Source organism: Speluncibacter jeojiensis (assembly GCF_029589495.1).
In the GTDB taxonomy this organism is placed as follows: Bacteria; Actinomycetota; Actinomycetes; order Mycobacteriales; family Mycobacteriaceae; genus Speluncibacter; species Speluncibacter jeojiensis.
Genome location: NZ_JAAIVF010000006.1, coordinates 282311 through 309113 on the forward strand (window position 1 = coordinate 282311; position 26803 = coordinate 309113).

The window sequence follows — 26803 nt, forward strand, 5'->3', positions numbered from 1 at the left end:
TCCTCGCCGCGGCGACCATTAGGGTTGGTGCACGTGAGCCTGGTTTTGTTGCCTGCAGTCGATGTCGCCGACGGACAAGCGGTCCGTCTCGTCCAAGGAGAGGCGGGGAGCGAGACCGGTTACGGTTCGCCCCGTGAGGCCGCGCTGCAGTGGCAGCACGACGGCGCCGAGTGGGTGCACCTGGTCGACCTGGATGCGGCGTTCGGCCGCGGGTCCAACCGCGACCTGCTCGCCGAGGTCGTCGGCGAACTGGACGTGAAGGTGGAATTGTCCGGCGGCATCCGCGACGACGACTCGCTCGAGGCGGCGCTGGCGACCGGCTGCGCGCGCGTCAACCTCGGCACCGCGGCGATCGAGGACCCCGAGTGGTGCGCGCGGGCCATCGCCCGGCACGGCGAGCGGATCGCGGTCGGCCTGGACGTGAAGAACATCGACGGGCAGTGGCGGCTGCGTGGCCGCGGCTGGGTCAGCGACGGCGGCGACCTGTGGGAGGTGCTCGCGCGCCTCGACCGCGACGGCTGCGCCCGCTACGTGGTCACCGACGTCTCCAAGGACGGCACGCTGACCGGACCGAACGTCGACCTGCTCGCGCAGGTGTGCGCGGCGACCGACGCACCGGTGATCGCCTCCGGTGGCGTGTCCACGATCGACGATCTGCGCGCGATCGCCAGGCTGACCGGTCAGGGCGTGGAGGGTTCGATCGTCGGCAAGGCCCTGTACGCGGGACGGTTCACCCTGCCCGAGGCGCTGGCCGCGGTCTCCGCCTGAGCAATGGCAGCCACGTGAGCCCGGCCATCGACCCCCCGGAGATCTCCGGGCAGATCCCCACGGATCTGCCGGCGGATCCGGGTGAGTTGCTGGCCGTGGCCACGGGCCTGCTCGACGCCGCGGCCGGACGCTTCCGGAGTGGGCTCGGCGCCCCGAGCGCGGTGCCCAAGGGGCCGAACGACTTCGCCACCGAGGTCGACATCGAACTCGAACGCCGGCTCGGCGGCGAACTGCTCGAGCGCACAGGGATCGCGGTGCACGGCGAGGAGTTCGGCGGTCCCGACGTCGGCACCGGCACGGTGTGGCTGCTCGACCCGGTCGACGGCACCGTCAACTACTCGGCCGGGCTGCCGCTGGCCGGGATGCTGTTGGCCTTGGTGCACAACGGGATTCCGGTGCTCGGGCTGACCTGGCTGCCGCTGGTGGGCCGGACATACGCCGCCGTGCTCGGCGGCCCGGTGCTCGGCAACGGCGAGCCCCTGCCCCGATTGGACGACGGCCGGTTGCGGGAGTCGATCATCGCGATGGGCACCTTCAACATCGACGGCCGCGGCCGCTATCCCGGCCGGTACCGCCTCGCCGCGCTGACCGAGCTGAGCCGGTCGGTGCGGCGGCTGCGGATGCACGGCAGCATCGGGGCCGACCTCGCGTTCACCGCCGGCGGTGCGCTGGGCGGCGCCATCGCCTTCGGTCAGAACCCGTGGGACAGCGCGGCCGGGGTCGCGCTGGTGCGGGCCGCCGGGGGAGTGGCCACCGATCTGGCCGGCCGGCCGTGGCGGGCCGGATCGCCGTCGGTGCTCGCCGCGGCGCCCGGGGTGCACGCCGAACTGCTGAAGATCTTCACCGAACTCGGGGAGCCCGCCTCGTACTCGCCCGACCGGACCGAAACGGATGGATCGCTGACATGACACTTGCGGTACGGGTCATCCCCTGCCTGGACGTCGACCAGGGCCGGGTGGTCAAGGGGGTGAAGTTCGCGAACCTGCGCGACGCCGGCGACCCGGTCGAACTGGCCGCCGCATACGACGCGCAGGGCGCCGACGAGCTCACGTTCCTCGACGTGACCGCGTCGAGCGCGGAGCGGTCGACGATGCTCGACGTCGTCCGCCGCACCGCCGAGCAGGTGTTCATCCCGCTCACCGTCGGCGGCGGTGTGCGCACCGTGGAGGACGTGGACCGGCTGCTGCGCGCCGGCGCGGACAAGGTCAGCGTCAACACCGCCGCGATCGCGCGGCCGGAGGTGCTGCGCGAGATGTCGCAGCGCTTCGGCTCGCAGTGCATCGTGCTGTCGGTGGATGCGCGCACGGTCCCGGAGGGCGAGCCGGCGACGTCGTCGGGCTGGGAGGTCACCACGCACGGCGGCAAGCGCGGCACCGGCATCGACGCGGTCGAGTGGGCGGTGCGCGGCGCAGAGCTCGGCGTCGGCGAGATCCTGCTGAACTCGATGGACGCGGACGGCACCAAGGAGGGCTTTGACATCCGGATGATCACCGCCGTGCGGGCGGCCGTGACCGTGCCGGTCATCGCGAGCGGCGGCGCCGGCAAGGTCGCGGACTTTGCGCCGGCGGTGGCGGCCGGGGCGGACGCGGTGCTCGCGGCCAGCGTCTTCCACTTCGGCGACCTGACCATCGGCCAGGTCAAGGATGCGATGCGCGCAGAAGGGATCACGGTGCGATGACCGAGAACATCGATGGCACGGAGCTGGATCCGGCGATCGCCGCCCGGCTCAAGCGCACCGCCGACGGGCTGGTCCCGGCGATCGCGCAGCAGCGCGGCACCGGCGAGGTGCTGATGATGGCGTGGATGGACGACCGGGCCCTCGCGCTCACCCTCGCCACCCGCAAGGGCACCTACTATTCGCGGTCGCGGCAGCAGTACTGGGTCAAGGGCGAGACGTCCGGGCACACCCAGTACGTGCACGAGGTGCGACTCGACTGCGACGGCGACACCGTGCTGCTGATCGTCGACCAGACCGGCCCGGCCTGCCACACCGGTACCCGCACCTGCTTCGACGCCGACATCCTGCTGCCGCCCACGGAGTAGACCACGCCCGGAGAGTCGCGGGTCAGCCGGCCGAGATGACCCCGTCGACGGGGATCCGCCCGCCGACCGCGTTGCGGAAGTCGATCAGCGCGCGGCGCAGGTGGTCGGGGCTGGTGACCACGACGGCGCCGGTGGCGCCCCGGTCGGCGAGGATGCGGTTGGTGTTGGCGGCGTTCTCGACGGTCGAGCGGGACGTGCCCTCTCGGATGATCCGCTGCGCGGGGATCCCGCTCGCGGTGAGCCAGTCGAACATCGCCTGCGCCTCGGTGCGGCCCGACTGCGGGACACCGCCGCTGACGATGATCGGTGCGGTCGGGAACATGACCGCCAACGCCCGCGCCGCCTGCAGCCGCGAGTCGAGCACCGGCCGGATCGTCCCGTTGGGGAACAGTCCGGCGCCGAGCACCACGATGTGCGTGCCGAACGGATTGAGCTTGAGCATCAGCGGCGGCTCGGAGATCAGCGTCTGCGTCTCGGAGCACAGCCGGATCAGCTCGGGGACCGGGGTCTGACAGCCGCCGACGGTGGACAGCACCGCATTGGTGATCGCGGTCGTGCTGGGCAGGGCCGCAGACCCGCTGGACGGCAGCATCCCGGCGGACCCCGAGGGCAGCAGGTCGACGGATCCCGACGACCCGGCGGACCCCAGCGACCCCTCGGCTTGGGCGACACCGGTCCCCGCCCCGGCGAGGGCGACGACCGCGGCAGTGCAGGCGATGGCACGACGAAAAGTGGTGGACACGAGGGCCTTTCGGTCGCAGGGGCGAAGGCGCACGAACTGCCGCGACGTTAGCAGCGGACCGCATATCTGTCAGCTGTTCGGCGGAAGTGGTGCCCGCGCGTGATCTTCCGACAAGGCAGAATGAGCGAATGCCTCTCATCCAGATCAGCCAGACGCCGGGCCTGACCGTCGAACAGCGCCGGGCGGTCATCGCCTCGGTCACCAAGGCCTATGCGGACGCGAGCGGGAAGCCGGAGAGTTCCATCTGGGTCACGCTCACCGACGTGCCACGGGAGAACTGGGGCGTGGGCGGAACGCCGCTCGGCTGAGTCGGGACGGATCAGCCGACGAGTCCGCCGGTGATCGCGACGTCGTGCACGAGGAGGTTCTCCTGCCGGGTCGGTGAGTTCGGGCGCGCCCGAAGGCGGCACCGCACAGCTTCCTCGAAGGCGAGCGGGCCGCGAAGGGCACGCGACTCGTCTACGGGACTGCGGGCGTCATCCGCTCGTCGTAGCCCGTCTGCGGGTTCACGACGCGACCGTCGCCCCACCAGTTCTCCCGGGCAGTCTCGACGACACGCAGCGGCAGCTCGTCGCGGCGGACGCCCGCGTGCTCCTCGAGCCGGCGGACCACCGCGGCGAACAGTGCATTCTTCTGCTCGGGGCTGCGTTCGTTGAACGAGAGGGTGATCAGGAGCATCCGGCTGGTGGTGCGGGGAATCCCGAACACGACGGGCTCGTGGACGAGGTCGCCTTCCGACAGTTCATGGAAGACGTGGAACCGGTCGTCGTCGGGGATGTCGAGGATCTCCTGCATCGCTTCGTGGAGGCCGTCCGAGATCGCCTTGCGGTGCTCGACGGTCGTCCCGGTCATGAGCTCGATCGTGATGAGTGGCATGGGTATTCCTTCTGCGTGGTCGGGTCGGATTCGGGAGGCGTCGGCACCCGGAAGCAGGTCAGCAGCGCCGAGGTCGTCAGGTACTGGCCGATGAGCGCGATGAGCGTCACCGTCGCGGATTCGCCGAATGCGGCGATCGACGCGGTGTAGAGATCGTCCGGTACGTCGTGGTCGCGTACGAGCGCGACGGTGAGCCGATGGGCGAGGTCGGCCTCCGGGCTCAGTCCGGCCGGCTGCTGACGGACCCGGAGCGCCGCTATGTCCGGGTCGCTGATGCCCGCCTTCCGGGCGGCGCGCGAGTGTGCGTACAACACGTACGCAGTCGCCCATTCGGCGCCGACGGTGAGGATTGCGACCTCACGGACGTCATCCGGAAGCCCGCCGGCCGAGATCGCCTGCGCCCAGTCGAGTTGGGCCGCGCTGATCACGGGAGCACGGATGAACCCGTTGAACGGTCCGATGAGCCGTCCGTCGCGAAGGACGGCGCGGTAGCCCGCATCATCGGCCCGGGCGCCGCGGGTTGCGAGGAGCCGGCCGTGCAGCGCGGACTGGGCGGCGTCGAACTCGTCGACGGGGAGGAGGCGCAGACGGCCGCCGAGGTCGTCCGCACCGGCTCTCGGGGAAGTGCTCATGACCGTCACGCTAGGCAGGAGCCGTGCCATGTCACCAGCGAATGTTTCGCATACCTCCTGTGCTTGCGCCGCATGAGCCATGTCCCCACGACGCTGCGGGTGATCCGTTGAAGTCGCCGAGGGCGGCAGCCCCACCGCCGCTGCAGTGGACCTGGGCTCCACGCAGTCGGCCGTCTCCCGTCAGGTTGCCGCGGCCGAACACGAGTTGGGTGCCGCGTTGTTCGACCGTGTCACCGGCGGGCCAGACCGGCGCCTGTCGCACGGGTGCACGCTGTCTCGGCAGTTCTCCGCAGCGTCGCCGACTCTGGCGCCGGGCCCTGTCGCGCACCTAGATTGGGTGGCGATGAGCGAAACCTTGGACCAGTGGTGGGCCGCCGGGACGCGGCTCGAGGTGACCGGTCGTGAGCTGTTCGTGCGGCAGGCCGGCCCGGAGGGCGGCACCCCGGTGACGCTGCTGCACGGCTTCCCGACGTCCTCGCACGACTGGGCACCGGTGCTCGGGTATCTCGTCGACGCGGGCTGCCGGGTGACCGCTCCCGACTTCCTCGGTTTCGGCAACAGCGACAAGCCGCGGGCGCACCGCTACACGCTGACCGAGCAGGCGGATCTGCTCGAGGCCGTCTGGTCGGCGCTGGGGATCGGTGACACCGCGCTGGTCGCCCACGACTACGGCGTCAGCGTCGCGCAGGAGATCCTCGCCCGCGTGCCCGGCCGGGTGATCCGCGCGGCCTGGCTCAACGGAGGCCTGTATCCCGACCTGCACCGGCCCACCCGCGGCCAGCGGCTGTTGCGCAGCCGGATCGGCCCGGTCGCGGGGCACTTCGCGTTCGAACCCGCCTACGCGGCCGGCCTGCGCGAGGTGCTGGGCCGGCCGCTGCCGCCGAATACGCTGCACGAGATGTGGCTGGCCACCCAACGTCGGCAGGGCGCCAGCCTGATGCCGAAGCTGCTGGCGTACATCGACGACCGCGTCGAGCACGCGGACCGGTGGCGCACCGCGTTTGAGGGATTCCTCGGGCCGATGCTGTTCGTATGGGGGCCGGCCGACCCGGTCAGCGGCGCGCACGTGCTCGCCCGCGTCCGCGAGCGGTTGCCGCAGGCGGAGATCGTCGAACTCGACGACGACCCGGCCACCGGGCACTACCCGCAGGTGGAAAACCCGTCGGCGGTCGGTCCCGCGCTCGCCGGGTTTCTCGCGCGCTGACGCCCACCGGGCGGCTCGCACCCTCGTCGCCGGGCCTGGGAGGATGGACGGCATGCACGGCGACACCATCGCGGACTCGACCACCACCCGACAGCAGTTCCACGCGCTGGCCCAGGAACACCGCGTGGTCCCGGTGACCCGAAAGGTGCTGGCGGACTCGGAGACTCCGCTCTCGGCGTACCGCAAGCTCGCCGCGGACCGGCCCGGCACCTTCCTGCTGGAGTCCGCGGAGAACGGGCGGTCGTGGTCACGGTGGTCGTTCATCGGCGCCGGCAGCGCCGCGGCGCTGACCGTGGTCGACGGACAGGCCAGCTGGCAGGGCAACGTGCCGTCGGGGGTGCCGTCGGGAGGCGATCCGATCGCCGCGCTGCGCGCCACCCTGCAGTTGCTGCAGACCGAGCACATCTACGGCATGCCGCCGCTGACCGGCGGCATGGTCGGTTACCTCGGCTACGACATCGTGCGTCGCCTCGAGCGGCTGCCGAACCTGACCGAGGACGACCTGGGCCTGCCCGAGATGGTGATGCTGCTCGCCACCGACCTGGCCGCGGTCGACCACCACGAGGGCGCCATCACGCTGATCGCCAACGCCGTCAACTGGGACGGCACCGATGAGCGGGTCGACGAGGCCTACGACGACGCCGTCGCGCGGCTCGACCGGATGACCGCCGCCCTCGGTGCGCCGGCCGAGTCTACGGTGGCGTCGTTCAGCCGCCCCGAGCCGGACTACCGGCGTCAGCGCACGGCCGAGGAGTACCACGCCGGCGTCGCGCGGGTGGTGCGTGAGATCGAGGCCGGAGAGGCGTTCCAGGTCGTGTTCTCTCAGCGGTTCGAGATGGAGACCGACGCGGACCCGCTCGACATCTACCGGGTGCTGCGCGCGTCGAACCCGAGCCCGTACATGTATCTGATGCGGGTGCCCGACGGGTCCGGCGGCACCGCGTTCTCGATCGTCGGCTCCAGCCCGGAGGCGCTGGTGACCGTCACCGACGGGGTCGCGACCACTCATCCGATCGCCGGCACCCGCTGGCGCGGCGCCACCGAGGAGGAGGACATCCTGCTCGGCAAGGACCTGCTGCACGACGAGAAGGAGAACTCCGAGCACCTGATGCTCGTGGACCTGGGCCGCAACGATCTCGGCCGGGTGTGCGAGCCGGGCACCGTCAAGGTCACCGATTATCGCCACCTCGAGCGGTACAGCCACGTCATGCACCTGGTCTCGACCGTCTCGGGCCGGCTGCGCGCCGACAAGCACGCACTCGACGCGGTGACCGCCTGCTTCCCGGCCGGCACCCTCTCCGGGGCACCGAAGGTGCGGGCCATGGAACTGATCGAGGAACTCGAGACCACGCGCCGCGGACTCTACGGCGGCATCGTCGGATACCTCGACTTCGCGGGCGACGCCGACACGGCCATCGCGATCCGCACCGCGCTGATCAAGGACGGCACCGCGTACGTGCAGGCCGGCGGCGGCATCGTCGCCGACTCGCAGGCGGAGTACGAGGACAACGAGTCGCGCAACAAGGCCATGGCGGTGCTCAAGGCGATCGCGGCGGCCGGGACCATGCGGCCGCTCTCGGTCACCGACCCCGCCGGTGCCGACGGGAACGAGGTGGCGACCCGATGACCGAGCAGTCGCAGAGCCCCGCCTCCGAGCCGGCGGAGCCCACAGCCACCGACGCCGCCACGGCCGCGGCCAAGGCGCAGCGCCGCCGCAAGGGCCTGGTCGCGGTGGCGCTGGTGGCGGCCGCGCTGTGCCTGTGGATCGCCTCGCGCGCCACCTGGGTGCGGTACACCTCGTTCGACCAACTGCAGCCGCCCAAGGACGGGACCATCTCGGGTGCGAGCTGGGCCGGTGAACTGACGCCGCTGGCGCTGGTGCTGCTCGCCGCGATCGCCGCATCGTTCGCGGTCCGCGGCTGGGCGCTGCGGGTGGTGGGGGTGATCGTCGCCCTGGTCGCCGTCGTCGCCGGGGTCCGGGCGGTGCGGACGCTGACGGAGTCCGGCGCGGTCTCCGCCGACCGGATTTCGCAGATCGCCGAGCTACCCGCGCGGGCCGCGGTCACCCACTCGGACGTGGTGGCGTGGCCGCCGGTGGTGGCCCTGGTCGGTGCGGTGCTCGCGCTGATCGCCGCGGTCGGGCTGGTTCGCAAGCCGCGGTCCGTCGGCGCTGCCGGGTTGTCGTCGAAGTACCAGACCCCGGCGGCGCGCCGGGCGGAGGCCACCCGCCGTGCCGACAAGGCCCGCTCCGACAAGGCCCGCGGTGGCGAGCAGGTGGACGAGGACCTGACCGAACGTATGCTCTGGGACGCGCTGGACGCCGGTGAGGACCCGACCGTGGATCAGGGCGACGACGGGAGCGGCGGTACGGGACGCGACTCGGATACCCGCTGAGAGGCTGCTGTGGCCGGGCCGTTACTGTGAACAACACCATATGGACGGGACGAGTCCGTGTGTGCGGGGGTGCTCCCCTTGGGGGTGAGCCCACCGTTGGTGGGAACCATCCGGCGACGGGAAGTCGCCGGATGACGGTGAGGAAGGACTGCGGGCCACGATGACTGTGCTCGACTCGATTCTCGACGGTGTCCGCGCCGACGTGGCGTCACGCGAGGCCGTGCTCGATCTCGAGTCGGTCAAGGCGGCCGCGGCCGCCGTGCCGCCGGCATTGGACGCCGCCGCGCTGCTGCGTGCGGACGGCATCGCCGTGATCGCGGAGGTCAAGCGGGCCAGCCCGTCGCGCGGTCCGCTCGCGGACATCGCCGACCCGGCCGACCTGGCCGCCGCCTACGAGGCCGGCGGAGCCCGGGCGATCAGCGTGCTCACCGAGGAGCGGCGCTTCCACGGGTCGCTGGCCGACCTCGACGCGGTCCGTCGGCGCGTCAAGATCCCGGTGCTGCGCAAGGACTTCATCGTGGGGCCGTATCAGATCCACGAGGCCCGCGCCCACGGCGCCGACATCATCCTGCTCATCGTCGCGGCACTCGAGCAGCACGCGCTGTCCTCGCTGCTCGACCGCACCGAGTCGCTCGGCATGACCGCGCTCGTCGAGGTGCACACAGAGGAGGAGGCCGACCGCGCGCTGCAGGCCGGCGCCAGCGTCATCGGTGTCAACGCGCGCGACCTCAAGACTCTCGAGGTGGACCGCGGCAACTTCGCGCGGATCGCCCCCGGATTGCCCAAGGACGTCATCAAGATCGCCGAGTCCGGTGTGCGCGGTCCCGCGGACCTGCTCGCGTACGCGGGCGCCGGCGCGGATGCGGTCCTCGTCGGTGAGGGGCTGGTCACCAGCGGCGATCCGCGCAGCTCGGTGTCCGATCTGGTCGCGGCCGGGGAGCACCCGTCCTGCCCCAAGCCGTCCCGCTGACCCGGCGGCCCGGCGTTAGGGCAGACTTGAGGGCGTGACTTCTCCCGAGCCAGAGCTCCCCAGTGGCGGATCCGACAGTGACGGAATCGACAGCGGCACCTTCGATAACGGCGATTTCAAGAACGCCGATGCGGCGGGAATGCCGTTGCCGAAGATGAGTGCGGCGGTCGGCCACCGTACCGGCAACGAGCCGAACGAGTTGGGCCACTGGGGGCTGTTCGGCGGCCGTTATGTCGCGGAAGCACTGATGGCCAACATCGAGGACGTCTCCACCGCGTACGACAAGGCCCGCGCGGACGACTCGTTCCTGCACGAACTCGACCGTCTGCAGCGCGACTACACCGGCCGGCCGTCACCGCTGTACGAGGCCGAGCGACTCGGCGAGCACGTCGGCGCACGGGTGTTCCTCAAGCGTGAGGACCTCAACCACACCGGCAGCCACAAGATCAACAACGTGCTCGGTCAGGCGCTGCTCGCCAAGCGGATGGGCAAGACCCGCGTCATCGCCGAGACCGGCGCCGGACAGCACGGCGTCGCCACCGCGACCGCCTGTGCGCTGCTCGGGCTCGAGTGCAAGATCTACATGGGCGCGGTCGACGTGCGCCGCCAGGCGCTCAATGTCGCCCGCATGCGGTTGCTGGGCGCCGAGGTCGAGTCGGTCGAGACCGCGTCGGCGACCCTCAAAGATGCGATCAACGAGGCCTTCCGCGACTGGGTCACCAACGCCGCGAGCACCTACTACGCCTTCGGCACCGCCGCCGGGCCGCACCCGTTCCCGTCGATGGTCCGTGACTTCCAGCGGGTCATCGGCATGGAGGCGCGCCAGCAGATCCTGGCGGCGACCGGTCGGCTGCCCGACGCCGTCGCGGCCTGCGTCGGCGGCGGCTCGAACGCCATCGGCATCTTCCACCCGTTCCTCGCCGACACCGGCGTGCGACTGGTCGGCTTCGAGGCCGCCGGCGACGGCGTGTCGACCGGGCGGCACGCCGCGACGATCACCGCGGGCCGCGCCGGCGTCTTCCAGGGGTCCTACGCGCACCTGCTGCAGGACGAGGACGGCCAGACCATCGAGTCGCACTCGATCTCGGCGGGTCTGGACTACCCGGGTGTCGGCCCGGAACATTCCTACCTCAAGGACATCGGCCGCACCGAGTACCTGCCGGTCACCGATGCCGAGGCGATGGACGCCTTCTCGCTGCTGTGCCGGACCGAGGGCATCATCCCGGCCATCGAGTCCGCGCACGCGGTCGCCGGTGCGGTCAAGCTGGCCCCGCAGGTGGGCCCCGACGGGATCATCCTGGTGAACCTGTCCGGCCGCGGAGACAAGGACGTCGACACCGCGGGACGGTGGTTCGGGCTGCTCGGCGACGACACCGCGGCCGAGGCCGGCACGCGCGAGAACGGGGAGAACAACCGATGACGGATTCGACCGCAGAGATCTTCGCGGCCTGCCGGGCCGAGTCCCGCGCCGCGTTGATCGGCTACCTGCCGTGCGGCTACCCGACGGTGACGAAATCGCGAGACTCCTTGCGCGCCATCGTCGACGGCGGATGCGACCTGGTCGAGGTCGGCATCGCCTACTCCGATCCGATGATGGACGGGCCGACCATCCAGGAGGCCACCGCCGAGGCGCTGGCCAACGGCGTGCGGGTGCGCGACGTGTTCGACGCGGTGCAGACCGTCTCCGACGCGGGCGGCAAGGCCGTCGTGATGACCTACTGGAACCCGGTGCTGCAGTACGGGGTCGAGGCGTTCGCGCGCGATCTCGCCGCGGCCGGCGGTCTCGGGCTGATCACCCCCGACCTGATCCCCGAGGAGGCGGAGGACTGGATCGCAGCCTCCGACGCGCACGGGCTGGACCGGACCTTCCTGGTGGCGCCGTCGTCGACCGAGGAGCGGCTGGCCCGCACCGTCGACGCCTGCCGTGGGTTCGTCTACGCCGCGTCGACGATGGGGGTGACCGGTGCGCGCCAGGCGGTCTCGTCGGCGGCGCCGGAACTGGTGACGCGGGTCAAGGCGCACTCGGACATCGCGGTCGGGGTCGGGCTCGGCGTGCGCTCGGGGGCGCAGGCCGCGGAGATCGCCGCCTTCGCGGACGGGGTGATCGTCGGGTCGGCGCTGGTGTCGGCGGCCGGCGAAGGAGTCGACGCGCTCGGCGCGCTCACGCGTGAACTCGCCGACGGCGTCCGGTCGGTCGGCGTCGCCTCGTGACGGACACGGGAGCGGTGCTGGCGCTGATCCCCAGCCCGCCGCAAGGGGTTTGGTATGTCGGTCCGGTGGCGATCCGCGCCTACGCGATCTGCATCATCATCGGCATCATCATCGCGATCGTCTGGGGCGACCGCCGGTGGGTTGCGCGTGGTGGAGAGAAGGGCACCGTCCTCGACATCGCGATCTGGGCGGTGCCGTTCGGCCTGATCGGCGGTCGGCTGTACCACCTGGCGACGGACTGGAGCACCTACTTCGGTGCGCACGCCACCGCGACGCCGATCGATGCACTCAAGATCTGGGACGGCGGTCTCGGCATCTGGGGCGCGGTGCTGCTCGGCGGCGTCGGCGCGTGGATCGGCTGTCGGGTGCGGGGTCTCCCGCTGCCCGCGTTCGGTGACGCGATCGCGCCCTGCATCGTGCTGGCGCAGGCCATCGGCCGGATCGGCAACTACTTCAACCAGGAACTCTACGGCCGGCCCACCACCATGCCGTGGGGACTGGAGATCTACGAACGCATCCGCGACGGCCACCTGGACATGCTGGGCGGCGTGTCCGACGGGATGCCGTACTCGGGCGCGCCGACGCCGGTGCACCCGACGTTCCTCTACGAACTGCTCTGGGACGTCGGCGTCGCGATCGTGGTCGTGTGGGCCGACCGTCGCTTCCGGATGGGCCACGGCCGCACCTTCGCGCTGTACGTCGCGGGCTACTGCCTGGGCCGGTTCTGGGTGGAGCTGATGCGCAGCGACCACGCCACCCACGTGTTCGGGCTGCGGATCAACACGATCACCTCGACGGTGGTGTTCCTGCTCGCGGTCGTATACCTGGTGTTCGCCCGGAAGGGGCGCGAAGACCCGGACACGCTCAAGTCCAAGCAGACGCGGGCGCTCGAGGCGGAGGCGGCGCAAGCGGAGACCGCGCAGGCGCAGGCCTCCGGCACCGACACCCCCGACGAGAAGACCGGGAAGCCGAAGGGCGGGAAGCCGGAGAAACCCGAGGACGGGAAGTCCGACGGAACTGCCGAGAAGGATGCCGACGCGGTGTCCGCCGACAAGGGGACGAGCCCACCCCGGTGATCGCCGCGCGGGTCAGGGTCGCGCCGGCCGCCGCACTGGTGGCCGGCGCGGCGGCCCTCGGCTACCTCGCGGTGGTCAACCCGCACGACCCGTCCGCGGCGATGCCGCACTGCCCGACCAAGCTGATCACCGGGCTGGACTGCCCGCTGTGCGGCGGGCTGCGGATGACCCATGACCTGCTCCGCGGCGACCTCGGTGCCGCCGCGCACGACAACCTCTTCCTGCTGGTGCTGTTGCCTGTGCTCGCCTGGTGGCTGCTGCGCACCCGCGGCCACCGGGCGCCGCCGCGAGCCGCGCTCTGGACGCTCGTGGTGCTCGCGGCGGTGTGGACCGTCGTGCGCAACCTGCCGATCTGGCCGCTGCACCCCTGACGGCCGGCCGAGGCCTTCTGACGGGGCCCGCACGCTGATAAAATCACCGTGACCGGCATCCGGCCCCAACGGGTGCCGACTCCGGGCCAACGTCGTCCCGACGGATCTACAAGTGCACACCTCGATCGACCGGTGTGTGCCGTCGCGTGGAGGTGTTGCCGTGCCGGATTCCCATTCGCCGCTCTACTCCGGGTTCCCCCGAGCCGGCGGCCTCTACGATCCCGAACGCGAATCCGACGCCTGCGGGGTGGCGGTCGTCGTGGATGTCGCGGGCTGCGCATCCCACCGGATCGTCGCCGACGCACTGTCCGCGCTGGAGAACCTGCGCCACCGCGGCGCGGCCGGCGCGGAGGCCACCAGCGGCGACGGCGCCGGCATCCTGATCCAGCTGCCCGACCCACTGCTGCGGGCGGTCACCGAGTTCACGCTGCCGGAGCCGAACGCCGCCGGCGAACACACCTACGCCACCGGCATCTGCTTCCTGCCCGCCGATACGGCCGCCCGGTCGGCGGCCGTCGCGCGGGTCGGGTCGATCGCCGCGCAGGAGGGGCTCGCGGTCCTCGGTTGGAGGGATGTGCCCGTCGACCCGGACGGCGCCCGGCTGGGGCGGTCGGCGCGGGCCTGTCGCCCGCACATGGCCCAACTGTTCGTCGCCGACGCACACGACCGCACGGTCGGGGGCATCGCCCTGGACCGGCGGGTGTATCCGCTGCGCAAACGCGCGGAGCGGTTGGGGCCGGAAGTGGCGGCGGCGGGCACCGGCGTGTACTTCCCGTCGCTGTCGGCGCGCACGCTGGTCTACAAGGGGATGCTCACCGCCGCGCAGCTGCCGGCGTTCTTCCCCGACCTGACCGACCGGCGCTGCCGCAGCGCGATCGCGTTGGTGCACAGCAGGTTCTCGACCAACACGTTCCCGTCGTGGCCGCTGGCGCACCCGTACCGGTACATCGCGCACAACGGGGAGATCAACACGCTGCGCGGCAACCGCAACCGGATGCGCGCACGGGAGACCCTCCTCGCGACCGACCTGATCCCCGGTGACCTGCGCCGGTGCTTCCCGATCTGCACACCCGAGGCATCCGATTCGGCCTCGTTCGACGAGACGCTGGAGCTGCTGCACCTGGCCGGCCGCTCGCTGCCGCACGCCGTGCTGATGATGATCCCGGAGGCGTGGGAGAACGACGACGCGATGGACCCGCGGCGGCGCGCCTTCTACCAGTTCCACGGCTCGCTGATGGAAGCGTGGGACGGGCCGGCCTGCGTCACCTTCACCGACGGGCGCGTCGTCGGCGCGGTGCTGGACCGCAACGGGCTGCGGCCGGGGCGATGGTGGCGCACCGCCGACGGGCGGGTGATCCTCGCCAGCGAGACCGGGGTGCTGCCGGTGCCCGAGGACCAGGTGCTGGAGAAGGGGCGACTGGATCCGGGCCGGATCTTCCTGGTGGACACCGTGGCCGGGCGGGTCCTGGGCGACGACGAGGTCAAGGGTGCGCTGGCGGCCGCGCACCCGTACGCGGACTGGGTGCATGCGGGACTGCTCGACCTGGACCGGCTGCCGCGGCGGACCAGGCCCGAGCACGGCCACGAGTCGGTCGTGCGCAAGCAGGTGAGCTTCGGTTACACGGAGGAAGAGCTGCGCATGCTGCTCATCCCGATGGCCCGCTCGGGCGCCGAGCCGCTGGGCTCGATGGGGACCGACACCCCGGTCGCCGCGCTCTCGCGGCGCTCCCGGATGCTCTACGACTACTTCGCGCAGTTGTTCGCCCAGGTCACCAACCCGCCGCTGGACGCGATCCGCGAGCAGGTCGTCACCTCGATGGCGCGGGTGATGGGTCCCGAGCAGAACCTGTTGGCGCCCGGCCCGGCCTCCTGCCGGCTGATCCGGCTGCCGCGGCCGGTGCTGGACAACGACGAGCTGGCCAGGCTCGTGCACATCAACGCCGACGGCGACCACCCGGGATTCGCGGCGCGGGTGCTGCTGGGCCTGTTCGAGGTCGACCGCGGCGGCGAGGGCCTGGCCGACGCGCTGGAGAACCTGCGCGCCGCCGCCGGCGCCGCGGTCGCCGCCGGCGCGCGCATCCTGGTGATCTCGGACCGCGACGTCGACCACGTGCGCGCACCGATCCCGTCGCTGCTCGCGGTGTCCGCCGTGCACACCCACCTGGTGCGCACCAAGGAACGCACCAAGGTCGCGCTGGTCGTCGAGAGCGGCGACGCCCGCGAGGTGCACCACGTGGCGGCACTGCTGGGATACGGCGCCGCCGCGGTCAACCCGTACCTGGGTATCGAGTCGGTCGAGGACCTGATCCGTGAGCGGGAGCTGACCGGGATCGACCCGGATGCGGCTGTGCAACGCTACCTGGGCGCGCTGACCAAGGGCGTGCTCAAGGTGATGAGCAAGATGGGCATCTCCACGGTCGGCGCCTACACCGCGGCGCAGGTCTTCGAGGCGGTCGGTCTGGGGCGGGGCGTCGTCGACGAGTACTTCCCGGGAACCACAAGCCGTCTCGGCGGGGTGGGGTTGGACGTGCTGGCCGAGGAGGTCGCGGTGCGGCATCGCCGGGCCTTCCTGGACAACCCGGCGGACCTGGCCTACCGGCGGCTCGAGGACGGCGGCGAGTACCTGTACCGGCGCGAGGGGGAGCTGCACCTGTTCACCCCCGAGACGGTCTTCCTGCTGCAACACGCCACCCGGAGCGGGCGCTACGAGGTGTTCGAGCGCTACTGCCGCGAGGTCGACCGGCTCTCCGCGGCGGGCGGCGCGCTGCGTGGGCTGTTCGGGTTCCGCCGCGGCCTGCGCCCGCCGGTCCCCATCGGCGAGGTCGAACCGGTCGAGACCATCGTGACCCGATTCAACACCGGGGCGATGAGCTACGGGTCGATCTCTCAGGAGGCGCACGAGACCCTCGCGATCGCGATGAACAATCTCGGCGGCCGTTCGAACACCGGTGAGGGCGGCGAGGATCGGCGCAGGCTCGGCGACCCGCGCCGCAACAGCGCCATCAAGCAGGTGGCCAGCGGCCGTTTCGGCGTCACCAGCGAATACCTGATCAGCGCGAGCGACATCCAGATCAAGATGGCGCAGGGCGCGAAGCCCGGTGAGGGAGGGCAGCTTCCCGGCAACAAGGTGTATCCCTGGATAGCGCAGACGCGGCTGTCCACCGCCGGGGTCGGGCTGATCTCGCCGCCGCCGCACCACGACATCTACTCGATCGAGGACCTCGCCCAGCTGATCTACGATCTGAAGAACGCCAACGAACGGGCCCGGATCCACGTCAAGCTGGTCAGCTCGCTCGGTGTCGGCACCGTCGCAGCCGGGGTGGCCAAGGCGCACGCCGACGTGGTGCTGATCTCCGGGCACGACGGCGGGACCGGCGCCGCGGTGCTCACCTCGATCAAGCACGCCGGGCTGCCCTGGGAGATCGGGCTGGCCGACACCCAGCAGACGTTGCTGCTCAACGGGTTACGAGACCGGATCACGGTGCAGTGCGACGGCGGACTGCGCACCCCCCGCGACGTGCTGGTGGCGATGCTGCTCGGGGCCGAGGAGTTCGGCTTCTCCACCGCGCCGCTGATCGTCTCCGGTTGCATCATGATGCGGGTCTGCCATCTCGACACCTGCCCGGTCGGCGTCGCCACCCAGAACCCGGAGTTGCGCAAGCGGTTCACCGGCCGCCCCGAGTTCGTCGAGGACTTCTTCCGGTTCCTCGCGCAGGGGGTGCGCGAGGAACTCGGGGCGCTGGGCTTCCGCAGCGTCGACGAGGCGGTCGGGCAGGTCGAGATGCTCGAGACGGCACCGGGAATCGCGCATTGGAAGAGCCGCGGGCTGGACCTGTCGCCACTGTTCGCAGTGTCGGGATGTGCTGCCGGTCCCCAGGATTCCGGTGCCGCGCCGGCCCGCCGGCAGACCCGCGCCCAGCAGCACGGGCTCGACCGGGTGCTGGACCGCACGCTGATCGCGCTGGCCGAGGGTGCGCTCAGCGACGGTCGCCCGGCCCTGCTGCGACTGCCGGTGCGCAACGTCGACCGCACGGTCGGCACGCTGCTCGGCGCCGAGGTGACCCGGCGATACGGCGCCGACGGGCTGCCGGACGAGACGATCCGCGTCGAGCTCACCGGCTCGGCGGGGCAGTCGCTCGGCGCGTTCCTCCCGCCCGGGATCACCCTCGACCTGATCGGCGATGCGAACGACTATGTGGGCAAGGGGCTCTCGGGCGGGCGGCTGGTGCTGCGGCCCGGCCCGGCCGCGCCGTTCCGCGCGCAGGACCAGGTGATCGCGGGCAACACCGTGCTGTACGGGGCGACGTCGGGGGAGGCGTTCCTGCGCGGGCGGGCGGGGGAGCGGTTCGCGGTGCGCAACTCGGGGGCGGTCGCGGTCGTCGAGGGCACCGGTGATCACGCCTGCGAATACATGACCGGCGGGCGGATCGTCATCCTCGGCCCGGTCGGCCGCAACCTGGCGGCGGGGATGTCCGGCGGGGTCGCGTACGTGCTGGATCTCGATGCCACACAGGTCAACACGGAACTGGTGAGGCTGCGCGAGCCCGACGACGAGGACTCCCGGTGGCTGCACGACCGGCTCTCCCGGCACCGCGAGCGGACAGGTTCGACCGTGGCCGAAGCATTGCTGACGGATTGGCCCGCGGCCGTGCGGCGCTTCACGACGATCATGCCGGTGGACTACGAGCGGGTCCTGCTCGCGGTCGACGACGCCCGCACCGACGGGCGCGATGTGCAGAGCGTGGTCGTGGGGTCGGCCCATGGCTGACCCGAAGGGCTTTTTGACCACCCCGAAGCGTGAGGCGCAACGCCGCCCGGTCGACGAGCGGATCACCGACTGGCGCGAGGTGTACGTGCGCGAGCACCCGCGCCGTTCCGCCGAGGAGGTCTCCGAGCAGGCAGGTCGGTGCATGGACTGCGGAATCCCGTTCTGCCACTCCGGGGCCGTGGGCTGTCCACTGGGCAACCTGATCCCCGAGTGGAACGACCTGGCCCGGCGCGGCCGCTGGCCGGCCGCCGCGGACCGGTTGCACGCGACCAACAACTTCCCCGAGGTGACCGGACGGATCTGCCCGGCGCCGTGCGAGGCGGCGTGCGTGCTGTCGATCGCCGAGGACGCCACGGGCGGATCGGTGACGATCAAGCGGATCGAGCGGACCATCGCCGACCTGGCCATCGTGGCCGGCATCGAACCGCAGTTCCCGGAGATCTCCACCGGCCGCCGGGTGGCGGTCGTCGGATCCGGCCCGGCGGGACTGGCTGCGGCGCAACAGCTCACCCGCGCCGGGCACGACGTGACCGTGTACGAGCGTGACGACCGGCTCGGGGGTCTGCTGCGGTACGGCATCCCCGAGTACAAACTCGAAAAGGCGGTCGTCGACCAACGGCTGGCACAGATGCGTGCGGAGGGCACCCATTTCCGGACCGAATGCGAGGTCGGCGTCGACCTGACGGTCGAGCAGCTGCGCGCCCAGTTCGACGCGGTGGTGCTCGCGGTCGGTGCGCTGCGGGCCCGCGACGACCGCGACCTGCCCGGCCGCGACCTCGACGGGATCCACCTGGCGATGACCTACCTGGTCGCGTCGAACCACGAGTGCGAGGGCGACGGTCCGACCCCGATCAGCGCACGCGGCCGGCACGTGGTGATCATCGGGGGCGGTGACACGGCGGCGGACTGCCTGGGCACCGCGCATCGCCAGGGCGCGGCGTCGGTGACCCAACTGGACCTCTACCCGAGGCCGCCGGTACGCCGCGACGAACAGCTCACGCCGTGGCCGACCTGGCCGCTGATCCTGCGGGTCACCCCGGCGCACGCGGAGGGCGGGGTGCGACGCCACGCGGTCGCGGTGCGCCGCTTCCTCGCCGAGCCCCGCCGAGGCCATCTCCGGGCGATCGAACTGGTCCCGGTGTCGGTGCGCAAGGACGACGACGGCGCCCGAGAGGTCACCGAGACCGGTGAGCCCTGGCAGCTCGACTGCGACCTGGCGCTGCTGGCCATCGGTTTCGCCGGCGTCGAGCACATGCCGCTGCTGGGCGGAATCGGCGTGGCACTGAACCGAGATGGCGTGCTGGACTGCGATCCGCGTTGGGGCGCAGGGGCACCCGGGGTGTTCGCCTGCGGCGACGCGCACCGCGGTGCCTCGCTGGTGGTCTGGGCGATCGCGGAGGGGCGCGCCGCCGCCCGCGCGGTTGACGAGTACCTCGCGGGCGACTCCGATCTGCCCGCCCCCGTCACCCCGGATTGCCTTCCGCTGACGGCGCGATGAACGGTCGGTATACCCCGCGGCGAACCGGGTCGGGGCCTCTGGATCGAGTGAGAAGTTCCCGACGGGTGCGACTAGGCTCGCTGAGGTGACCCGACGCGCGAAGATTGTCTGCACTCTTGGCCCTGCGACGGCGAGCGATGCGCGCGTGCGCGAGCTCGTCGAATCCGGAATGGACGTGGCGCGGCTGAACTTCAGCCACGGCGACCACTCGGACCACGAGGAGAACTACCGGCGGGTGCGGGCGGCCGCCGAGGCGACAGGCAAGTCCGTCGGCATCCTTGCCGACCTGCAGGGACCGAAGATCCGGCTGGGACGCTTCGCCGAGGGCTCCACGGTGTGGGCGACCGGCGACCAGGTCACCATCACCGTCGACGACTGCGCGGGCACCCACGACCGCGTCTCGACCACGTACAAGCAGCTCGCCGAGGACGCGCGCCCCGGTGACCGCCTGCTGGTGGACGACGGCAAGGTCGGGCTGGTCGTGGCGGAGGTCGACGGGCCCGACGTGATCTGCAACGTCGTCGAGGGCGGGCCGGTCTCCAACAACAAGGGCGTCTCGCTGCCGGGCATGAACGTGTCGGTGCCGGCGCTGTCGGACAAGGACATCGCCGACCTGGAGTTCGCGCTGCGCCTCGGCGTCGACTTCATCGCGCTGTCCTTCGTCCGCTCCCCGTCGGATGTCGAGTTGGTGCACGACGTGATGGACCGCGTCGAGCGGCGGGTCCCGGTGATCGCCAAGCTGGAGAAGCCGGAGGCCATCGAGAACCTCGAGGCCATCGTGCTGGCCTTCGACGCGGTCATGGTGGCCCGCGGCGATCTCGGTGTCGAGTTGCCGCTCGAGGAGGTGCCGCTGGTGCAGAAGCGGGCCATCCAGATCGCCCGCGAGAACGCCAAGCCGGTCATCGTCGCCACCCAGATGCTCGACTCGATGATCGAGAACGCGCGCCCGACCCGCGCGGAGGCGTCCGACGTGGCCAACGCGGTGCTCGACGGCGCCGACGCGGTGATGCTGTCCGGTGAGACGTCGGTCGGCAAGTACGTGATGGAGACGGTCCAGACGATGAGCCGGATCGTCACCGCTGTCGAACGCGAGTCGGTGCACGTGCCGCCCCTGACGCACGTGCCCCGCACCAAGCGCGGTGTGATCTCCTACGCCGCCCGCGACATCGGCGAGCGGCTCGGCGCGAAGGCTCTGGTGGCGTTCACCCAGTCCGGCGACACGGTCCGCCGGCTGGCCCGCCTGCACACCCCGCTGCCGCTGCTCGCGTTCACCCCGCTGCCGGAGGTCCGCAACCAGCTGACGTTGACCTGGGGCACCGAGACCTTCCTGGTGGACCGGGTCCGGTCCACCGACGAGATGGTCCACCAGGTGGACCACGCGTTGCTCGAGCTGGGGCGCTACAAGCGCGGCGACCTGGTCGTCATCGTGGCCGGCTCCCCGCCGCACACCGTAGGATCCACCAATCTCGTGCACGTGCACCGGATCGGCGAAGAGGACCACTAGGTGACTGCCGGTATGGAGAGCGACCAGGCGCTGGTGGGCGGCGGGGCGACCGACGGCCCGACCGACCTGGAGCAGTTGCTCGGGCTGCTCGACCTCGAACAGATCGGGGACGACACGTTCCGCGGCATGCACCCCGAGCAGAACGGCAGCCGCACGTACGGCGGGCAACTGGTAGCGCAGGCGATCGTCGCGGCGGGGCGCACCGTGCCCGGGGAGCGGCCGATCCATGCGCTGAACGCGCACTTCATCCGCGGAGGCGACACCAAGGCGCCGCTGGACTACCACGTGCAGCGCCACCGCGACGGCCGCGCGTTCGCGAACCGGCAGGTCACCGCCATGCAGGACGGCGCGGTGATCTTCTCGATGCTGATCGCGTTCCAGGACTATGCGGCCGGTCTCGAGCACAGCGTGGAGGTGCCCGAGACGCCGTACCCGGAGGAGCTGCCGTCGCTGGGCGAGCGGCTGCACGGGTTCGAGGACCCGCTCCACTGGTTCGTCGACGCGCTGCATCCGATCGACATCCGGTACGCGAACGATCCGGCCTGGATCATGAAGGGCACCGGGGAGCGGCTCAATCACAACCGGGTGTGGATGCGCGCCGACGGGGTATTGCCCGACGAACCGCTGCTGCACGTGGCGGCGATGGGGTACGCGTCGGATTCGACCGTGCTGGACTCGATCCTGACCACCCACGGACTGTCCTGGGGCCTGGACCGGATCGTCGCGGCCACCGTCAACCACTCGATGTGGTTCCACCGCCCGTTCCGGTTCGACGACTGGGTGCTGTACGCGACCGAGTCGCCGGTGGCGGCGGGCTCGCGCGGGCTGGCGACCGGCCGCTTCTTCTCCCGCGACGGCGAGCTGCTGGCGACGGTGGTCCAGGAGGGACTGGTCCGGCACTTCCCCCCGCGCAAGAAGTAGGTCAGATCTGCAGCGCCAGCCACAGCGCGGCGGTCGCCGCGAGGAGCGCCGCCGGGGTGGTGAGCAGTCCGAGGCGGGTGAACGTCGACAAGCGGGCGGGTTCGCCGCGGGCCGCGACGACGCGGCGCCACAGCATGGTCGCGAGCGAGCCGACGTAGGTCAGATTCGGGCCGATGTTGACGCCGATCAGCGCGGCCAGCACCAGCCCCGTGGTGGCCGCACCCGACGGCGCGGCGGCGCCCAGCGCAGCGGTGAGCATCATGATCGCGGGCAGGTTGTTGACGACGTTGGCCAGCACCGCGGCGCCGACGGCGACGATCAACAGGTCGACGAACCCGGTCCCGGACGGCAGGTGGTCGGCGAGCAGCCGGCCCAGCGGTCCGTGGCTGATGCCGGCAACGACCACCCCGAGCGCGAGCACGAACAGCAGGAACTCCGGCGTCGTCTCCCGCACGATCCGCCGGACCCGGGTGCGCCGCCGCGCGAGCGCCGGCACCGCGAGCGCGACCGCTCCGGCCCCGGCGACCCACACCGGCTCGATCCCCGCGAACCCCGACACCGCGAAGCCCGCCAACGTCAGGCCGAGGATCGTCAGCGCCACCCGCGGGGCGGGGACGGGCGCGACCGTGTCGTCGTGGCCGGGCCGGTCCAGGTCGCGAGCGAAGAACCACCGGAACACCAGCAGTTCCACCACGACCGCGACCAGCCACGGCAGCGCCATCAGCGCGGTGAAGTGCAGGAAGCTCACCCCGACCGCAGAGAACGCGAGCAGGTTGGTCAGGTTCGACACCGGCATCAGCAGTGAGGCACTGTTCGACAGGTGCACCGAGGCGTAGCTGTACGGCCGGGCGACCAGGCCCTCCTGGCGGGCGGTCGCCAGCAGGGCCGGCGTCAACAGCACCACCGTGGCGTCGAGGCTCAGCGCCGCGGTGGTCACCGCCCCGGCGACGAAGACGAACGTGAGCAGCCGGTGGCCGTCCCGTCGCGAGGAGCGGCCCAGCACGCTCGCCAGCCAGCGGAACACGCCGAGGGCGTCCGCGAGGTGCGCCAGCGCCAGCACCGCCGCGAGGAACCCGACGGTCGGCAGCATGTCGGCGACCGCCAGTCGCGCCTGCACGGGCGTCACCAGACCGGCGTAGATCGCGAGCACCGCCGCCGGCAGCGCGGCGACACACTCGGGAAGTCCCCGGGGCCGGATGATGGCGAACGCCAGCACGCCGAGCACGAGGAGTACTGCCAGCGCGGTCACCGACACATGATCCCAGTGCGGTCGGTGGGGCACGGCGTTCCGGGGCCGTTGCCGTACCGGTGATATGCGGCACATACCGCAGACGGATCGGGTTCCGGCAGGGTCGCCGCGGCGCCGGACCGATAACCTGGGATGCGATCCTGCGAGAGGTCCGCGATGACGACACCCTTTGAGTTCCTGGCCGCACGCTTCACCGTCGGAAGGCGGGGCCTGCGGTGGGCCACTTCCGCCGCGCTGCTGATGAGCGTGGTGCTCGTGATCACCGGCGGCATCGTCCGGGTCACCGGCTCCGGCCTGGGCTGCCCTACGTGGCCCGCCTGTACCGGTGACTCCGTCGTCGCCACCGAGGCGATGGGCATCCACGGCGCGATCGAGTTCACCAACCGCATGCTCACCTGGGTGCTGTGCGCCGCGGTCGGCGCGGTGATCATCGCCGCCCGCCTGCAGAAGCCGTGGAACCGTGCGGTCACCCGGCTCGGCTGGCTGCAGTTCTGGATGGTCGTGCTCAACGCCGTCGTCGGCGGCATCACCGTGCTCACCGGGCTGAACCCGTACATCGTCGCCGCGCACTTCGTCGCCGCCACGCTGCTGATCACCGCTGCCACCTGGACCTGGCACCGGGTGCGGGTCGAGCAGGACGGTCCGCCGCCGGTCGTCTCGGCCCGCTCGCACCAGCTGGCCCGCTGGTTGGTCGGCGTGACCGCGCTGCTGGTGGTGGTCGGGACCGTGGTCTCCGGCGCCGGACCGCACGCCGGCGACAGCCGCGACGTGTACCGGATCCCGATCAGCTGGACCGCGGTGACCTGGGTGCACGGTGTGCTCGCGGTCGCCGTGTTCGCCCTCGCGGTGGCGTTGCTGCGCTCACTGTCCCCGGCCGACCGCACCGCCCGTTTCCGCACGGTGATCTTCCTGGTGGTCTTCTTCGCCCAGGGGCTGATCGGCCTGGTGCAGAGCCTGACCGGCCTGCCCGAGCTGGTGGTCGCGCTGCACCTGCTGGGTGCCGCGCTGGTCTGGGTCGGTGCGCTGCGGGTGCTGCTCGACGCGCCGGACAAGGTGCGCACGTTCGAAGCGCCCGCCGCGGTCGCCGGCTCGGCCACCCCGGCCGTCGCGAAGTAGCGTCGTCCGGGGTCAGCCGGCTCAGTTGCCGCTGTGCAGCCGCCGGTGCAGTTCACGGATCTCGTCGACGAGTTCCGGCACCGGGCCGTCCACCGTGATCCCGGGCGCGACCTGCTCGATGGGGAGCACCGCGACCGGCGCCGGGGGGACGCCCCAGTCTCGTAGCCACTGCGCGTGCTGCTCGGCCGACGCCACATAGACGATGCGACCCAGTCCCACCCAGGCATGCGCGGCCGAGCACATGGGGCAGTGCTCGCCCGAGGTGTAGACGGTGCAGCCGGCGCGCAGGTCGGGTTCGACATTCGCGGCGGCCCAACGCGCCAGGGTGAACTCCGGATGGCGGGTGTGGTCGCCACCGCCGACGCGGTTGCGGTCTTCGGCCAGCACTGCGCCGTCGGCCGACACCAGCACCGATCCGAACGGCTGGTCGCCGGTTTCGAGGGACTCGCGGGCGAGCTCGATGCAGCGCCGCAGGTACGCCATCTCGGATGCGTCGACCATGCGGGCCTCCCATTGTTTCCGGATGCTCGAAAGACTATCGAAATCTGATGGTTTACCGAGGCGCCGGAACGAAGGCCTGGGACAGTTCCGGCCACGCGTGGAAGGTCCGTCAACGCGTGGCCGGGGAGTCCTCTACGGGGTCGGTGGCCAGGCTCCGGGCGTAGACGACGCCGAGGCCGAGCAGGATCAGCCCGGTCACCAGGAACGCGGTCACCCGGAGCGCGCCGCCGAGGGCGGCCAGGTCGAACAGGAAGAGCTTGGCGACCGCGCCGGCCACCACCGCCAGGCCGACCAGCAGGAGCGCGCCGCGGTCGGCTGCGGGCAGCCGCCGAGCCCACAGCAGACCCGCGCCGCCCGCGACCGCGTACACGAGGGTGGCGGTCAGGTGACCGCCGCGGAAGCCGCCGTCGCCCCCGCCCGTCACGAGCACTCCCGCTGTCACACACAGCACGGTGAGCAGCCCGAGGCCGGTGAGCCCGGCGATGATCAGCACCGGCAGCGACTCGGCCACCCCGCGAACGCGCACCCAACCCCAGGCGAGCGCGGCGATCGCGACGACGGCCAGTGCGGTGGCGATCAGCAGCGACCCTCTTCCCTGCCCGCGCAGGGCGTCGGCGTCCAGCAGTTGACCGAGCGGATTCAGGCTGAGCAGCGCCGCCACGCTCAAAGCCGTCCAGCCGGTGGCGATGGCACGTACCGTCGCGTCGAGCTCGCCGGCCCGCCCCATGACGAGCGAGAGCGCCACGGCCACGGCCAGATACGCCAGGATTCGGCCGTCGCCGTCGATGATGCCCGCGATCACCCCCAGCAGACCGATCGCTCCGGCCGCCAGCCATGTCGATCGCACCGCGAGGGTGACGCCCGCCAGCCGTGCGCCCGTCGTCAGGGCGAAGAACAGTGCGGTGACTGCGCCGAGCAGGACGACTGCGAGCCAGTCGCCCGTCAGGTCCGAATGCGCCAGCGGGAGTGCCGCCAGCGAGGAGACGAGTGCGAGTAGGACCGGTCGGGTACTGGTGCGCAGCAGCAACAGCGCCGAACCCAGCGCGATGGCCACGTTGACGGCGAGCAGTGCCGTCAGAACCGCGGACGTGGCGCCGTCGTCGTCGACGGCGTACAGCAGCGGCAGCGTGGCCGCCGCGGTGTTGACCGCGTACAGCGCGGTCCAGTCGCGACCCAGTTGGAGGGGGACGGTCGCCGCCGCGTACACGAGGACGAACCCGACGAGCAACGCGTCGACACCGCCGTTGACGAAGGGCGCGAGGACGAGCAGCCCGGCGCCCACCGTCACCGCGAGCGGCTGACTGTCCCAGCGGGCGGCGACGAGCAGACCGACGGCGGCGACGGCCGCGGCGAGGATCAGACCGACCACGGCGGGCAGCCAGTCGTAGACGGCGGTGGCCGCGAGCACGCCCAACAGTGCGGCCGCGACGCCGGTGGCGACCAGTGCTCGCGCCCCGGCCCGCCTGCCCGGGTCGCGGCCGAGGCGGACGCCCAGGGCATACAGCGCGGCGGCGAGGAGCGCGCCGCCGGCCACGCGCAGTTGCGGGCCCAGCAGGCCCGCCTCGGCGGCGAGGACCAGCAGCAGCACGATCCCGATGAGCGTGATCGCCACACCGGCTGCGGCGAGCGCCCGGCCGACCAGCCCGCGCTCGGATGCCGCCGCGATCCGCTCGCCGAGTGTCGGGCGCGGCGACGCCGGGGGAGCGGGGAACTGTTGCAGCACTGTCGGATACCCCGGTGCGGCTGCGTACCCGTAGGGCGCCGGTGGAAGCGCCCCGCGCAGCGCCGCCACCTGCTCGGTCATCGCCGCCAGCCGTGCCGCGATGACGTCGAGCTCGGCGGTGACGTCCGCGACCGTCGGTTCCGGGCCCTGCGGCGTTGTCATGCCGGACAGTCTGGCCTATCTGTCGTTCGAGCGCGGGCCGGCGGGCGCCGATCGCGAAATCCGCTGCACCGGTG

Annotated in this window: 24 protein-coding genes and 1 pseudogene; 19 read left to right on the forward strand and 6 right to left on the reverse strand. The window is 71.7% G+C overall.

The features are described from left to right. Positions 1-33: 33 nt before the first annotated feature. Genes priA through hisI form a run of 4 tightly spaced genes read left to right on the forward strand, consistent with a single transcriptional unit; the run spans position 34 to position 2811 of the window. The gene (priA, locus tag G4X40_RS18325) at positions 34-768 is read left to right on the forward strand and encodes a bifunctional 1-(5-phosphoribosyl)-5-((5-phosphoribosylamino)methylideneamino)imidazole-4-carboxamide isomerase/phosphoribosylanthranilate isomerase PriA (RefSeq protein ID WP_277834582.1); all 735 of its coding nucleotides are present in this window, start codon (positions 34-36) and stop codon (positions 766-768) included. 14 nt (positions 769-782) lie between these two features. Continuing rightward, positions 783-1676, forward strand: coding sequence for an inositol monophosphatase family protein (locus G4X40_RS18330; RefSeq protein ID WP_277834584.1), 894 nt, complete (start codon positions 783-785; stop codon positions 1674-1676). Further along, the gene (gene hisF / locus G4X40_RS18335) at positions 1673-2446 is read left to right on the forward strand and encodes an imidazole glycerol phosphate synthase subunit HisF (RefSeq protein WP_277834586.1); all 774 of its coding nucleotides are present in this window, start codon (positions 1673-1675) and stop codon (positions 2444-2446) included. The genes G4X40_RS18330 and hisF overlap by 4 nt, the downstream gene beginning before the upstream one ends. Then, positions 2443-2811: a phosphoribosyl-AMP cyclohydrolase gene (gene hisI / locus G4X40_RS18340; protein WP_277834587.1), complete on the forward strand. Its 369-nt coding sequence runs from the start codon at positions 2443-2445 to the stop codon at positions 2809-2811. The genes hisF and hisI overlap by 4 nt, the downstream gene beginning before the upstream one ends. Positions 2812-2833: 22 nt before the next feature. On the opposite strand, the gene G4X40_RS18345 is transcribed toward hisI, so the two are convergent. Then, positions 2834-3553, reverse strand: a complete 720-nt coding sequence (locus G4X40_RS18345) for a YdcF family protein (protein WP_277834589.1) — start codon at positions 3551-3553, stop codon at positions 2834-2836. An 89-nt stretch (positions 3554-3642) separates the two neighbouring features. On the opposite strand from G4X40_RS18345, the gene G4X40_RS18350 reads away from it, so the two are divergent. Next, positions 3643-3861 (forward strand): tautomerase family protein, encoded by a 219-nt coding sequence (locus G4X40_RS18350; protein WP_277834591.1) that lies wholly within the window; start codon positions 3643-3645, stop codon positions 3859-3861. A 151-nt stretch (positions 3862-4012) separates the two neighbouring features. Here the strand turns inward: G4X40_RS18350 and G4X40_RS18355 are convergent, their stop codons facing one another. After that, positions 4013-4429, reverse strand: a complete 417-nt coding sequence (locus G4X40_RS18355) for a tautomerase family protein (RefSeq protein ID WP_277834593.1) — start codon at positions 4427-4429, stop codon at positions 4013-4015. After that, a complete protein-coding gene (locus G4X40_RS18360; RefSeq protein ID WP_277834595.1) occupies positions 4402-5061 on the reverse strand; it encodes a carboxymuconolactone decarboxylase family protein in 660 nt (219 codons plus the stop codon). Before G4X40_RS18360 ends, G4X40_RS18355 begins: the two co-directional genes overlap by 28 nt. A gap of 118 nt (positions 5062-5179) precedes the next feature. On the opposite strand from G4X40_RS18360, the pseudogene G4X40_RS22975 reads away from it, so the two are divergent. The 13 genes and pseudogenes from G4X40_RS22975 to G4X40_RS18420 form a co-directional block, all read left to right on the forward strand. Then, positions 5180-5290: pseudogene (locus G4X40_RS22975) on the forward strand (helix-turn-helix domain-containing protein); the annotation flags it as partial. A 114-nt stretch (positions 5291-5404) separates the two neighbouring features. Beyond that, positions 5405-6265, forward strand: a complete 861-nt coding sequence (locus tag G4X40_RS18365) for an alpha/beta fold hydrolase (RefSeq protein WP_277834597.1) — start codon at positions 5405-5407, stop codon at positions 6263-6265. Between the two features lie 43 nt (positions 6266-6308). Next, a complete protein-coding gene (locus G4X40_RS18370) occupies positions 6309-7892 on the forward strand; it encodes an anthranilate synthase component I (RefSeq protein WP_408642244.1) in 1584 nt (527 codons plus the stop codon). Then, positions 7889-8659, forward strand: a complete 771-nt coding sequence (locus G4X40_RS18375) for a TIGR02234 family membrane protein (RefSeq protein ID WP_277834602.1) — start codon at positions 7889-7891, stop codon at positions 8657-8659. The genes G4X40_RS18370 and G4X40_RS18375 overlap by 4 nt, the downstream gene beginning before the upstream one ends. A 160-nt stretch (positions 8660-8819) precedes the next feature. Continuing rightward, entirely contained in the window at positions 8820-9629 is an 810-nt protein-coding gene (gene trpC, locus G4X40_RS18380; protein ID WP_277834604.1) for an indole-3-glycerol phosphate synthase TrpC, read from the forward strand. Positions 9630-9768: 139 nt separating this feature from the next. Further along, complete coding sequence (gene trpB, locus G4X40_RS18385) at positions 9769-11049, forward strand: tryptophan synthase subunit beta (protein WP_277834717.1); 1281 nt, start codon at positions 9769-9771, stop codon at positions 11047-11049. Next, the gene (gene trpA, locus G4X40_RS18390; RefSeq protein ID WP_277834606.1) at positions 11046-11840 is read left to right on the forward strand and encodes a tryptophan synthase subunit alpha; all 795 of its coding nucleotides are present in this window, start codon (positions 11046-11048) and stop codon (positions 11838-11840) included. The genes trpB and trpA overlap by 4 nt, the downstream gene beginning before the upstream one ends. Continuing rightward, entirely contained in the window at positions 11837-12916 is a 1080-nt protein-coding gene (gene lgt, locus G4X40_RS18395) for a prolipoprotein diacylglyceryl transferase (protein WP_277834608.1), read from the forward strand. Before trpA ends, lgt begins: the two co-directional genes overlap by 4 nt. Positions 12917-12954: 38 nt before the next feature. Beyond that, the gene (locus G4X40_RS18400; protein WP_277834718.1) at positions 12955-13287 is read left to right on the forward strand and encodes a DUF2752 domain-containing protein; all 333 of its coding nucleotides are present in this window, start codon (positions 12955-12957) and stop codon (positions 13285-13287) included. 160 nt (positions 13288-13447) lie between these two features. Next, a complete protein-coding gene (gene gltB / locus G4X40_RS18405) occupies positions 13448-18055 on the forward strand; it encodes a glutamate synthase large subunit (RefSeq protein WP_277834610.1) in 4608 nt (1535 codons plus the stop codon). Continuing rightward, the gene (locus tag G4X40_RS18410; protein ID WP_277834612.1) at positions 18048-19553 is read left to right on the forward strand and encodes a glutamate synthase subunit beta; all 1506 of its coding nucleotides are present in this window, start codon (positions 18048-18050) and stop codon (positions 19551-19553) included. Before gltB ends, G4X40_RS18410 begins: the two co-directional genes overlap by 8 nt. Positions 19554-19638: 85 nt before the next feature. Then, the gene (pyk, locus tag G4X40_RS18415; protein ID WP_277834614.1) at positions 19639-21057 is read left to right on the forward strand and encodes a pyruvate kinase; all 1419 of its coding nucleotides are present in this window, start codon (positions 19639-19641) and stop codon (positions 21055-21057) included. Between the two features lie 12 nt (positions 21058-21069). Then, positions 21070-21978 carry an acyl-CoA thioesterase gene (locus tag G4X40_RS18420; RefSeq protein WP_277834719.1) on the forward strand — a complete coding sequence of 303 codons (909 nt, stop codon included), beginning with the start codon at positions 21070-21072 and terminating at the stop codon, positions 21976-21978. Position 21979: 1 nt separating this feature from the next. Here G4X40_RS18420 and G4X40_RS18425 read toward each other — a convergent pair whose 3' ends face one another. After that, positions 21980-23227, reverse strand: coding sequence for an ArsB/NhaD family transporter (locus G4X40_RS18425; RefSeq protein WP_277834616.1), 1248 nt, complete (start codon positions 23225-23227; stop codon positions 21980-21982). Between the two features lie 156 nt (positions 23228-23383). Here G4X40_RS18425 and G4X40_RS18430 point away from each other — a divergent pair, with 156 nt between their 5' ends. Further along, positions 23384-24343, forward strand: coding sequence for a COX15/CtaA family protein (locus G4X40_RS18430; protein ID WP_277834618.1), 960 nt, complete (start codon positions 23384-23386; stop codon positions 24341-24343). 21 nt (positions 24344-24364) lie between these two features. Here the strand turns inward: G4X40_RS18430 and G4X40_RS18435 are convergent, their stop codons facing one another. Together G4X40_RS18435 and G4X40_RS18440 are read right to left on the reverse strand one after the other, a co-directional pair. Further along, positions 24365-24844, reverse strand: coding sequence for a nucleoside deaminase (locus tag G4X40_RS18435; protein ID WP_277834620.1), 480 nt, complete (start codon positions 24842-24844; stop codon positions 24365-24367). Positions 24845-24953: 109 nt separating this feature from the next. Next, positions 24954-26729, reverse strand: a complete 1776-nt coding sequence (locus G4X40_RS18440) for a DUF2339 domain-containing protein (protein ID WP_277834622.1) — start codon at positions 26727-26729, stop codon at positions 24954-24956. Between the last annotated feature and the right edge of the window lie 74 nt (positions 26730-26803).

Excerpts from the sequence above, each read along its gene's own strand:
- hisF (WP_277834586.1), top strand. The coding sequence starts at position 1,673 with ATGACACTTGCGGTACGGGTCATCCCCTGCCTGGACGTCGACCAGGGC.
- hisI (WP_277834587.1), top strand. The coding sequence starts at position 2,443 with ATGACCGAGAACATCGATGGCACGGAGCTGGATCCGGCGATCGCCGCC.
- G4X40_RS18355 (WP_277834593.1), bottom strand. The coding sequence starts at position 4,429 with ATGCCACTCATCACGATCGAGCTCATGACCGGGACGACCGTCGAGCAC.
- G4X40_RS18360 (WP_277834595.1), bottom strand. The coding sequence starts at position 5,061 with ATGAGCACTTCCCCGAGAGCCGGTGCGGACGACCTCGGCGGCCGTCTG.
- G4X40_RS18365 (WP_277834597.1), top strand. The coding sequence starts at position 5,405 with ATGAGCGAAACCTTGGACCAGTGGTGGGCCGCCGGGACGCGGCTCGAG.
- G4X40_RS18370 (WP_408642244.1), top strand. The coding sequence starts at position 6,309 with ATGGACGGCATGCACGGCGACACCATCGCGGACTCGACCACCACCCGA.
- G4X40_RS18375 (WP_277834602.1), top strand. The coding sequence starts at position 7,889 with ATGACCGAGCAGTCGCAGAGCCCCGCCTCCGAGCCGGCGGAGCCCACA.
- trpC (WP_277834604.1), top strand. The coding sequence starts at position 8,820 with ATGACTGTGCTCGACTCGATTCTCGACGGTGTCCGCGCCGACGTGGCG.
- trpB (WP_277834717.1), top strand. The coding sequence starts at position 9,769 with ATGCCGTTGCCGAAGATGAGTGCGGCGGTCGGCCACCGTACCGGCAAC.
- trpA (WP_277834606.1), top strand. The coding sequence starts at position 11,046 with ATGACGGATTCGACCGCAGAGATCTTCGCGGCCTGCCGGGCCGAGTCC.
- G4X40_RS18410 (WP_277834612.1), top strand. The coding sequence starts at position 18,048 with ATGGCTGACCCGAAGGGCTTTTTGACCACCCCGAAGCGTGAGGCGCAA.
- G4X40_RS18420 (WP_277834719.1), top strand. The coding sequence starts at position 21,070 with ATGGAGAGCGACCAGGCGCTGGTGGGCGGCGGGGCGACCGACGGCCCG.
- G4X40_RS18430 (WP_277834618.1), top strand. The coding sequence starts at position 23,384 with ATGACGACACCCTTTGAGTTCCTGGCCGCACGCTTCACCGTCGGAAGG.
- G4X40_RS18435 (WP_277834620.1), bottom strand. The coding sequence starts at position 24,844 with ATGGTCGACGCATCCGAGATGGCGTACCTGCGGCGCTGCATCGAGCTC.
- G4X40_RS18440 (WP_277834622.1), bottom strand. The coding sequence starts at position 26,729 with ATGACAACGCCGCAGGGCCCGGAACCGACGGTCGCGGACGTCACCGCC.